Source organism: uncultured Paraglaciecola sp., from assembly GCF_913020055.1.
Lineage (GTDB): Bacteria > Pseudomonadota > Gammaproteobacteria > Enterobacterales > Alteromonadaceae > Paraglaciecola.
Genome location: NZ_CAJWCF010000131.1, coordinates 1 through 9,998, shown reverse-complemented (window position 1 = coordinate 9,998; position 9,998 = coordinate 1). Strand labels below are relative to the sequence as shown.

The 9,998-nt window shown below is 39.9% G+C and carries 11 protein-coding genes and 3 tRNA genes; 3 read left to right on the top strand and 11 right to left on the bottom strand.

Features of this window, described 5'->3' with window-relative positions:
• Positions 1–80: 80 nt before the first annotated feature.
• From QZ488_RS19745 to QZ488_RS19725, 5 genes are all read right to left on the bottom strand, one after another.
• Positions 81–156 (bottom strand) — tRNA-His (locus QZ488_RS19745).
• Between the two features lie 92 nt (positions 157–248).
• Positions 249–325, bottom strand: a tRNA-Arg gene (locus QZ488_RS19740).
• 20 nt (positions 326–345) lie between these two features.
• A tRNA-Pro gene (locus QZ488_RS19735) sits at positions 346–422 on the bottom strand.
• Positions 423–588: 166 nt separating this feature from the next.
• Entirely contained in the window at positions 589–852 is a 264-nt protein-coding gene (locus tag QZ488_RS19730) for a DUF5062 family protein (RefSeq protein WP_293751968.1), read from the bottom strand.
• Between the two features lie 16 nt (positions 853–868).
• Positions 869–1,498 carry a hypothetical protein gene (locus tag QZ488_RS19725; protein WP_293751966.1) on the bottom strand — a complete coding sequence of 210 codons (630 nt, stop codon included), beginning with the start codon at positions 1,496–1,498 and terminating at the stop codon, positions 869–871.
• Between the two features lie 165 nt (positions 1,499–1,663).
• On the opposite strand from QZ488_RS19725, the gene folD reads away from it, so the two are divergent.
• Positions 1,664–2,518, top strand: coding sequence for a bifunctional methylenetetrahydrofolate dehydrogenase/methenyltetrahydrofolate cyclohydrolase FolD (gene folD / locus QZ488_RS19720; RefSeq protein WP_293751964.1), 855 nt, complete (start codon positions 1,664–1,666; stop codon positions 2,516–2,518).
• A 2-nt stretch (positions 2,519–2,520) separates the two neighbouring features.
• Positions 2,521–3,069, top strand: coding sequence for a DUF1415 domain-containing protein (locus tag QZ488_RS19715; protein WP_293751962.1), 549 nt, complete (start codon positions 2,521–2,523; stop codon positions 3,067–3,069).
• 26 nt (positions 3,070–3,095) lie between these two features.
• Here QZ488_RS19715 and QZ488_RS19710 read toward each other — a convergent pair whose 3' ends face one another.
• From QZ488_RS19710 to QZ488_RS19695, 4 genes are read right to left on the bottom strand one after another with little or no spacing between them, the layout of a single operon-like run.
• Positions 3,096–4,121 (bottom strand): DUF4340 domain-containing protein, encoded by a 1,026-nt coding sequence (locus QZ488_RS19710; RefSeq protein ID WP_293751960.1) that lies wholly within the window; start codon positions 4,119–4,121, stop codon positions 3,096–3,098.
• The gene (locus QZ488_RS19705) at positions 4,118–5,992 is read right to left on the bottom strand and encodes a GldG family protein (RefSeq protein WP_293751958.1); all 1,875 of its coding nucleotides are present in this window, start codon (positions 5,990–5,992) and stop codon (positions 4,118–4,120) included. The genes QZ488_RS19710 and QZ488_RS19705 overlap by 4 nt, the downstream gene beginning before the upstream one ends.
• A gap of 2 nt (positions 5,993–5,994) precedes the next feature.
• Positions 5,995–6,729, bottom strand: coding sequence for an ABC transporter permease subunit (locus tag QZ488_RS19700; protein WP_293751956.1), 735 nt, complete (start codon positions 6,727–6,729; stop codon positions 5,995–5,997).
• Positions 6,729–7,664, bottom strand: a complete 936-nt coding sequence (locus QZ488_RS19695; RefSeq protein ID WP_293751954.1) for an ABC transporter ATP-binding protein — start codon at positions 7,662–7,664, stop codon at positions 6,729–6,731. Before QZ488_RS19695 ends, QZ488_RS19700 begins: the two co-directional genes overlap by 1 nt.
• 184 nt (positions 7,665–7,848) lie before the next feature.
• Here QZ488_RS19695 and QZ488_RS19690 point away from each other — a divergent pair, with 184 nt between their 5' ends.
• A complete protein-coding gene (locus QZ488_RS19690) occupies positions 7,849–8,484 on the top strand; it encodes a hypothetical protein (RefSeq protein WP_293751952.1) in 636 nt (211 codons plus the stop codon).
• On the opposite strand, the gene QZ488_RS19685 is transcribed toward QZ488_RS19690, so the two are convergent.
• Together QZ488_RS19685 and pdxH are read right to left on the bottom strand one after the other, a co-directional pair.
• Positions 8,465–9,232: a TatD family hydrolase gene (locus QZ488_RS19685; RefSeq protein WP_293751950.1), complete on the bottom strand. Its 768-nt coding sequence runs from the start codon at positions 9,230–9,232 to the stop codon at positions 8,465–8,467. The two genes, QZ488_RS19690 and QZ488_RS19685, sit on opposite strands and share 20 nt — an antisense overlap.
• A gap of 16 nt (positions 9,233–9,248) precedes the next feature.
• Positions 9,249–9,890 (bottom strand): pyridoxamine 5'-phosphate oxidase, encoded by a 642-nt coding sequence (gene pdxH, locus QZ488_RS19680; protein WP_293751948.1) that lies wholly within the window; start codon positions 9,888–9,890, stop codon positions 9,249–9,251.
• Between the last annotated feature and the right edge of the window lie 108 nt (positions 9,891–9,998).

The window sequence follows — 9,998 nt, the reverse complement described above, 5'->3', positions numbered from 1 at the left end:
AAGGAGAGACTCGAACTCTCACGCCGTGAAGCACTGGAACCTAAATCCAGCGTGTCTACCAATTCCACCACTCCCGCGAGTGGGGTGGGCGACGGGGCTCGAACCCGCGACAACCGGAATCACAATCCGGGGCTCTACCAACTGAGCTACGCTCACCACAATAAACTGCAGTTAATTTGAACATTATTTTTGTTGAACTACTTTCTCAACCTTTTCTCATTTGGGCGTCCTAGAGGATTCGAACCAAATGGTGGTCCCAGAAGGATTCGAACCTTCGACCCACGCCTTAGAAGGGCGTTGCTCTATCCAGCTGAGCTATGGAACCTTAGGTAATATTCGAGAAAATGGTCGGTGAGACAGGATTCGAACCTGCGACCCCTTGGACCCAAACCAAGTGCGCTACCAAGCTGCGCTACTCACCGACTTAACTCTTGCTTCTTTCTCTTCAAAGCTAAGAGGAGGCGCATAGTACAGAGTTGATATATGCTCGTCAAATATTTTTTCAAACAAATCTTTTGATTGGTTATTTTTAATCCTAGATGCTCATTTTTTAATTAATTTACTCATAAAACCAACAAATTTATAACTCTATTGCTTCAACAGTGGATGGTCTTTAGGTAACTTATTTTTAAGCCAAACCGCCAGTTTATGTTTCATACTCAACAAATCTTCACTGTCAGCGGGTAATGGTGTTATTAATTTATCATTCGCCAACAAACGGTAAATACACTCTACTTTCTCTTTTGCAGAGTCTGTTGCAGAGAAAGTTTTAAATCCTCTATTTTTGGCATAGGCCTCGCCAACAACTAAGGCTTTTTTCAACAATTGGGTTTCATTTGGAATTTTTTTCATTTACATCTCACGTTTGCTAATTGTTATTATAAGTCCAGCGACCATTCTTTTTAGGCGTAAAACCTAACTGAGTTAAATAATTCTCGTGTTCTAGACTATCTGCCAAAGCAACAATTTGTCCATAACCAAATGACTTCATTAATTGTTGCCCGTGCCCAATACTAAAATGCCCTAACCTACAGTCACGATAGGCAGGTATCACAAAGTCAAAATCCACGATAAAGATGTTCTCACACTCTTCATAACCCGATAGCATTCCCACCACTTCCGTACGTTCCGTTAAAAAATAGTATTTTCTAACGGGTGCTGCTGCCACTTTCATAAAGCGAGGAAACAAACGCTTTATCTCTTGCTGATGATATTCAAGAAAAAAGTCCACATAGTTAGAAGGACGGGACACTTGTAGTATAGAAAACTGGTTCTCTACATTCACTAACACTCGTGTTAAAAAAAATATATTTGTCAGTGCAATAAACCCATTTAACACCACTACCGGATAAGCATTTATGATAATTCCATAAACACAAAAAGAAGAGGCTCCAAATAAGTTATACCAACGTAATTTAATAATCGAGCTTCTAGTTAAAGAAAAAGCAATGACCGCAGAAGCACAGTATCCAAATATTTCTACCCCTGATAATTCCAAAACATATTCCCTCAAGGACAAATCAATTTTGCACGTTATAACATTAACGGTAAGAAATGGCTTAAGAATTATGATTGAATTCAGTCTTTTTAGTACATCCTAATTGCGAGAAACCCTCGCGATATGTGACAATACCATCATTAATTATTTCGCTTTAGGTCATTCATGCCAGCACAGAAAATTGATGGTGTTTTAATTGCCAAACACATAAGACAACACGTAGCTGCACAAGTAGAAGCTATCACTTCATCTGGCCGAAGAGCGCCTGGTTTGGCAGTTGTATTAGTGGGTAGCGATGCCGCCTCACATGTTTACGTTAATAAAAAACGTAAAGCCTGTGAAGAAGTAGGATTTGTTTCCAAATCTTATGACTTGCCTTCAACGACGTCTCAGCAATCACTGCTCGACATAATCGACCAATTAAATGTTGATAATGAAATTGACGGCATACTCGTGCAACTTCCACTGCCTGCAGGATTAAACAAAGAGCAAATATTAGAGCGTATTAATCCGCATAAAGATGTAGATGGTTTTCACCCTTACAACATCGGCAGGCTCGCACAACGTATTCCTGCTTTACGTCCATGCACACCAAAAGGCATTATGACCCTTATAGAGGCCACTAAACGACCTGTAAAGGGCTTAGACGCGGTGATAGTAGGCGCTTCCAATATAGTGGGTCGACCAATGTTTATGGAACTACTTTTAGCGGGTTGTACCGTCACTAGCTGTCACAAATTCACACAAGATCTTGAATCTCATGTTAGACGTGCTGATTTATTGGTAGTGGCGGTTGGCATATCAAACTTTATTCCAGGAGAGTGGATAAAACCCGGTTCAATTGTTATCGATGTGGGTATCAATCGTAATCAAGATGGTAGTTTAGGCGGAGACGTTGAATATGCAGAGGCATCTCAAAGAGCTGGCTGGATAACGCCTGTTCCTGGTGGTGTAGGACCGATGACAGTCGCCAGCCTAATTGAAAATACGTTAGAAGCCTATGTTAAGTATCATTCGTAAATATGAGTAAATCTGTTCAGTTATGCGATGAGGAAGTAGAGAAAGCTGTTAAAAGCTGGATAGAAAAAGTCATTATAGGCCTGAATTTTTGCCCTTTCGCTAAAAAGGAAATGGAACGTAATACTCTACATTATGCCATTTCCTCAACAACTCAAATTAATGATGCGCTGAGTCACTTACTCGAAGAATTGGCATTACTTGACCAACAACAAGACATTCAAACTACATTACTTATTTTTCCACTTGGTTTCGCCGATTTTGACAATTATCTAGATTTACTTGAATTAGCTAACTCCCTCATGGCACAAGGAGGTTATGCCGGTATCTATCAATTAGCCAGCTTTCATCCTGATTACTGCTTTGAAGGAGAGGAACCAGATGACCCAGCTAATTACACTAATCGGTCACCCTACCCTATTTTGCATATACTTAGAGAAAGCAGCATAGAGGCTGTGCTGAAGCGTTATCCTAAACCTGAAAGCATTCCTGAAAATAACATTACCAAGGCAAGGGAGCTCGGCTCCAGCGTATTACAAGCATTGCTAAAATAAGAGCCCCAAAACATATTGAATGCTGCTTAATAAGGCGAGTCACCTTCATCAACAGCTTTAGAGCTTGTATCAATATCGCCTGTTGTGTTGTTTTCTTCTACTAAAAAATCTTCCGTCGTTTTCATTAATTGTTGTGCTGAAAAGTTAGATACCTGGAAATAGCCTTTTTGCCAATACTCTGACGGGTCGCTTACATTAAAATTCACATAATGATTGCCATCTAACTCACTAACCACGACCTGAAATGTTGTCTCATCTGTTGTAGTCACTTCGAGCTGGGTTAATACTTTTAAAGATTGAGTAAACTCATCGTTAGCAGCGAGTACTTGTTCAAATTTAAGATTTGTCAAATTACTAACAATTGAATTAAGAATACTGGCGTATTCCAACTCTTTATCTGTTGGCTTGTTCATTAACTGAAAATCACCGTTAGCAGATCTCGCAATTTGCCAATCTAAGCTATCAACCCGAGAAACCGCATTAATATCCTGTTCTTGATAGGGTAAAATCGGTTGTTTTAACCATGAAAATATATCGATTGGTAAACTAATTGTTTTATCTGTTCGCCAGCTTTGGGCGTCTTTAGGTTTAAGGATATAGTGACCTTCACCAAAAGTGACCTCATTACCCACTAATACCTGCCAACTGTTACCACTGGCTTTAATAGTCACTAACGTTGCCATACTGTCTTGTGTATCTATAGATTGTAAACCCAGACGGATATAGTTTTTAGGCTTACGAGTTTTTGCTTCAACTAATTTTGCTTGCATTAATGTTTCAACTAAATCGGCTAATTTGTCATGAGAAACCGGGTAAACAGATTGCTCAGGTTCAATTGTAGCCAACCAATTTTCAGCTGATTTTTTTGCACTTAACAACACACCTTGTGCATTTGTTATTTCTACACTGTCCACTTGGTTAGCCATTTTTTGCAGATCATCAAACAAAAGTTCAGTTTCAAAAGTATGTGTAGAAGGTGGTTGGCTCAGCCAAACACCTAATCCAACAGCTAATATCGCAATGACAGCCAAGACAGAAACTTGTTTATTCATAAAACAGCTGCCTCTTTTGACTTAGCAGTCGTTGTACGAGGTTTAGTTCTGAAAATGGCTCTTAACAACACAAGAAATAAAATTAGCAACAACGGGGCTAAAGCAATATTGATAAGTTTTAGCCAGTTTCCCAAGCTTTCAATGTCTTTATCAAGTTGATGTCTAACATCACGTAATGATTTACGGATTGTGATTTTCTTTTGCATAAATTCATCAATGGCCAATTGTTGCTCAGGTGTAACAACCAAGGCTCCACCTTCGCCTTGCTGGCTTTGTAATTGAAGTAATTGTTGCTCGGTTTCTTCGAGTTGTTGTTGCAGCACTTGCTCTTGATCGCGAAACTTTTGTTCGGCAATAACAGTCAGTTCATCAACCTTGGTAAACGAACGAGTAAATGTGCCCCTACTTCTAATACTAATAAGCGCATCGCTACCAGCCAAATTTTCTACGGCATTAGTAATAAAATCACCGTTGTTAGCAAAAGGAGTGTAGATAGTTTGACCAAAGAAATTAGACTGCTGAACCCAGAACCGGTCTGCAAGCATGTCGGTGTCACCCACTAAAATAACGTTTAGTTTAGTGGTAGAAGGGATAATATCAGTCACTTCAACACCTTCAGGTAGTTCATCAAAAGCACTACTGGCTTTACCAGAAAGTCTGGCAGCCAAAACATATGCCTGATTATCACTTTGATAAGCTTTTGACAAAGCGTCGGGATCTTGTGTCATTGCATAGGTAGTCACATCAATCACATCAGATTTTTGTGTAGACTGCACTAATGGCAACCAGGATGTTTCAGAGCCTTCACTTTGAGTGAACACACCAAACGACGCTCCGTTTATGACTTCAAGGTTAGAGGTCAGCACATCCTCTCTGTCTAACTGTCCTGTGGTTAACCCTACAAAACCAAAATGCCTAGTCACGCCACCGTCTTGAGTACGGATATCTAATCCCGCCATGGCATCGAGTAAAACGTTTTGACTATCAAACTGCACACCCCATGCACTCAGTAACCTGTCTAGGTTAGAACTATTGCCACCAGCCATTGGTCCAGCCATCATGGCCATTTGATCGGATTCATTGTGTGCATCAAGAAAGGCTAAAACCTTGCCGCCGTTGAGTGCATATTGATCGATAGCAAATAATAATGCGTCACTATATTCTTTGGGATGCACCAACAGCAAAACATCGGTACTTTCTGGCAAACTAATAATGTCACTACCGAGTTGCTCTACCTTGTACAATTGTTCTAATTGGCTCAGGAATGTCCAAGGAGGATCAACTTGCCCGGTCATAGGGTTTTGCCCACCTTTAATAGCAAGATCGGTTACTAAAGTAATATTGACTATTTTGGGCTCACTTAGTTGGTAAATAAGCTTGCTGATTTCATACTCTAAAAAACCTTCTTTTTGTGGGTCAAAAAACGCAATAGTCTTTTGTTCATCCAATGCATTGGTTGCTGCTAGACCCATATAAATAGCTTCGCCAGCTGCACCAATATTGGCAGCTGTCAGACCAAATTGGTCAGCCTGATCTTCTTGCTCTGAAAAAGCTTGAGGATCTATCACCTGCAACTTAAGTTTTCCGTTGGCAAAGGTTTCATACTCAGAAAGTAGACTTTCGACCCGATTAGCATAGTTACGTAAACTGGTCATATTTTTAGATGCTTTGTCCGAAAAGAAAAAGTACAAATTGATAGGTTCATCTATTTCTTTCAATACCTGCTTACTGCCTTCTGATAGTGAGTAAACTTGATTTTCAGTTAGATCTAACCTTGCTGAAGATAACAATTGGTTGTTAACAAACACTAGGGCAAAAAACACCACTACTAATAAAAATAAATTCACAGATGAGGTCAATTTATGTTGCATGACTAATCCGCCTTCTTTTGTTCAATGACAACTAAACCGGCAAACAACCAACAGATAGTCACGAGTAAGAAATACATTAAGTCATTTAACGCAATCACACCTTTAGCCATTGCCTCAAAATGAGTCAGGAAACTAAAGGAGGCTACAACGTCAATAACCACACTTGGTGCCCAGCTTTTAAATGCATCAAGTACAATATTGCTGCCGCTCACCACAAATATAAAACACACAACAATAGACAGAATAAACGCAATAACCTGATTCTTAGTCATGGCCGACATACACATACCGATTGACAAAAAAGCCCCAGCCATTAACCAACTGCCAAAATAAGCTGCGACGATAATGCCATTGTCTGGGTTTCCTAAATAATTAACCGTTAACCAAAGTGGAAAGGTTAATATCAGCGACAAACCTAATACCGCCCATGCCGCGAGGTGTTTAGCTAACATTGCTTGCCAAGTGCTTATTGGCAGTGTCATTAACAATTCAATCGTGCCACTTTTTCGTTCCTCAGACCAACTACGCATGGCGATAGCTGGCACTAGAAAAAGATATAGCCAAGGATGGAAATTAAAAAATGGCAATAAATCGGCTTGACCACGTTCATAAAAACCACCGACAAAAAACGTGAACACACTCGACAAAACTAAAAATATCCCAATAAATACATAGGCAACAGGAGTGGCAAAAAAGCTGGAAAACTCCCGTCTAAATAGAATACTAATATTACTCATTATTCATTGCCCCCTTGAACAATCTCTTGAGTGATCTCTCTAAATACTTGATCTAATCTACCTTGCTCAACAAACAAACTATCAACTGGTAATTTACATCTCTGGGCATGCGCAGTAACCAGATGCAATATTTCTGCGCCTGGTTTAGGAAACAAGGTTACACGTCCAGTTTCTAAGTATTCTTCCATTTCTGCTACACCTTCCAATTCGCCCAACTCAGAAGTATCTGCTCGGTAACTGAAATGCAAAGTGACCGCGCCATAATACTTAGACCTGCGGTTCAAAGCATTGGGCGTGTCATCAAACAAGAGTTTACCTTTGGCTATTATCATCACTCGATTACATACAGCTGTGACTTCTTCCAAAATATGAGTCGAGATAATGACAATTTTGTCTTTAGACAAATTTTTAATCAGTTCACGGACTTGATGTTTTTGATTCGGGTCTAGTCCATCAGTAGGTTCGTCGAGGATCAGTATTTCTGGATCATGGATCAATGCTTGTGCTAAACCTACACGCCGCTTAAACCCTTTGGACAAATTGTCTATAGGTTTATCTAATACTTCCTGAAGTTCGACCTGTTCGACAACTTGCTCAATTCTTGCGGCTTTTTCAGCGCCTTTATAACCTCTGACCTTTGCAATAAAATCCAGAAACTGAAAAGGAGTCATATCACCATATGCTGGTGCCCCTTCTGGCAGATAACCGATTTTCTTTTTTATCTCTAAGGCCGACTGCCCAAGAGACAAGTTATTAATATGAATATCACCACTCGTAGGAAGTAAAAACCCCGTCAACATTTTCATGGTAGTTGACTTACCGGCTCCGTTTGGCCCTAAAAACCCAACCACGTCGCCAGGCTTGATTTCAAAGGAGAGATCATTAACGGCTTGAAAACCATTAAATGACTTAAATAAATTTTTGACTGAGATCATAGGTATCCTTTAATGACCGATATCGAATGCGCAATAGATATGGTGCCAGTCAGGTTATTTTCAATATTTTGCTAGCTGTTTACGAAAAAAAATATGTTTAGATACAATCAAACATAAACAGCTATTTTGGCAAGCTTCAAGCTATTAACTTGGCATCACAAGCAAATTACCTTATTGTCTGGAAATGGAACCAATAAATACATCGTTTTTAACTGCCCCTTTTCAGCGACCTAGCCACTATTCCATATTCAAACGGATAGTGAATTTAATTTTGGTCGTTGTAGGCTGTATTGCCAGTATAAACCTTTGGCTTATTAGCTCTGAACAATCACTCAACTGGCACTCTAAACAAGCAAATCAGTTAGGAGTCAGCTTATCTTCTTTGTCTGGCAATATATTGATAAGTTCGCTTTTAGAAAATGATTCTGAAAAATTAAGTCAACAACTCAACTATATAGCTGCAGATCCGCATGTTGCCGGCGTGTCTTTATTCGATAATAAAGGCAGAATGTTAGCCGACAATAATTCGGCAACATCGGTAATCGCGGCCTATAAATTGAACGCTATATCGCCCTTAGTTTTCGTGCAAAATATCACGTACGAGCAACAAATAATCGGGTACTTAAGTATCATATTGAAAGAAAAAGAAGTGATGGCTTATCATAGCGAATATCAACAGCAGCTAAATCAACAAGTACAAATGTTGATGATACTAGCGGCCATTGCCGGATTACTCATCACACGAGCATTTTATAAAGTCAGGTATAGGCAACTGATCCGTTCATCTAAACAGCAATCAGTTAAAGATTTGCCAGACTAAGCAACACATTTTCTGAGCATGCTTGAAGAATTTCTTGTTTGTTTTCTTTGCGAAGAGCCAAAAGGCTCTCAAAAATTTTTGGTAAATACTCTGGGCTATTTCTTTGTCCTTGCTTACCCATCAATGGCATATCTGGTGCGTCAGTTTCAAGAACCAAACAACTAAGAGGTAATTGAGTAATTGTTTTTCGGGTTTTGTTTGCCCGTGGATAGGTAATACCGCCACCTATACCAATTTTAAAGCCTAAATCGATATAAGTTTGCGCCTCTTGGAGACTCCCAGAAAAAGCATGCACTATGCCGCCTTGGGTAAACTTCGTTGTCTTGAGTATACGTATCAGTTCGTTATGCGAATTTCTATGGTGCAAAATAACAGGCAACATGTGTTCTGAGGCAATCATTAGTTGCTGCTGAAACACTCGTTTCTGCAACTCCCAATCAACTTCGATATATGTATCAAGACCGATCTCACCTACGGCCAGCACTTTACTCTGATATTGCTCTAGAAACTTAGTTAACTTAACTAAATGGGCGGGTTCAAAATGATTCAAAAAATAGGGATGTAATCCTAAAGCAAACCTAAGTTGTGGATGTATCTGGCATAGTTCAATCTGCTTTTGCCACTGATTCGCTTGAGTTCCGGGGAGCACAATAGTCTCAATAGTTAACTTTTTGCAGCGCTCTAAAACTTCATCTCGGTCGTGATCAAAGCAACTAAAATCAAGATGGCAATGGCTATCAATCAACAAGATCCACCTTGGATAGTTAGGGCATCAAACGTTCTGTCTGCCACTGCCCTTGGGGTGATTTAGTATAAACAAAACGGTCATGTAACCGATGTTCTCCCCCTTGCCAAAATTCGATTTTATGGGCAATAATGCGATATCCCCCCCAGAATGATGGCAAAGGCACTTGCCCTTTAGCAAATTTAGCTTTGGCTTCGGTGAATTTTTCCATCAGCAGCTTTTTACTATTAATAGGCCGGCTTTGCGCCGATGCCCAAGCCGCAATCTGACTAGGCTTAGGTCGTGACATAAAATACTTCACCACATCTACTGAACTTAATTGCTGTGCAGTGCCTGAGACTTTGACCTGACGATCCAACATGTGCCATGGAAAGTGCAGAGAGATTTTGCTGTTATGTTTTAAATCCTGAGCTTTTTTACTGCCAGTATTGGTGTAAAAAACAAAACCCGTTTCATCAAAATCTTTTAACAGCACTATACGCTGAGAAGGTTGACCCTCTTTATCAACCGTAGCGACTGTCATTGCAGTTGGATCAGCTAATTCAGCATCAACTGCATTTTGCAGCCAACGCTCAAAAAGCGCAAAAGGTTCCGGCGTCAAATCATCAACATCTAACCCAGCTTGAGTATAGTCTCGACGGATATCGCTGATTGAACGCATGTTTACCTCTTATTTATTAAGAATGAGCCTTATACCATATATGGACCCTCTCCAATTGCAAGACACCAATTTGACTGATTAACAACACTCATTGCTGCCATATATTCG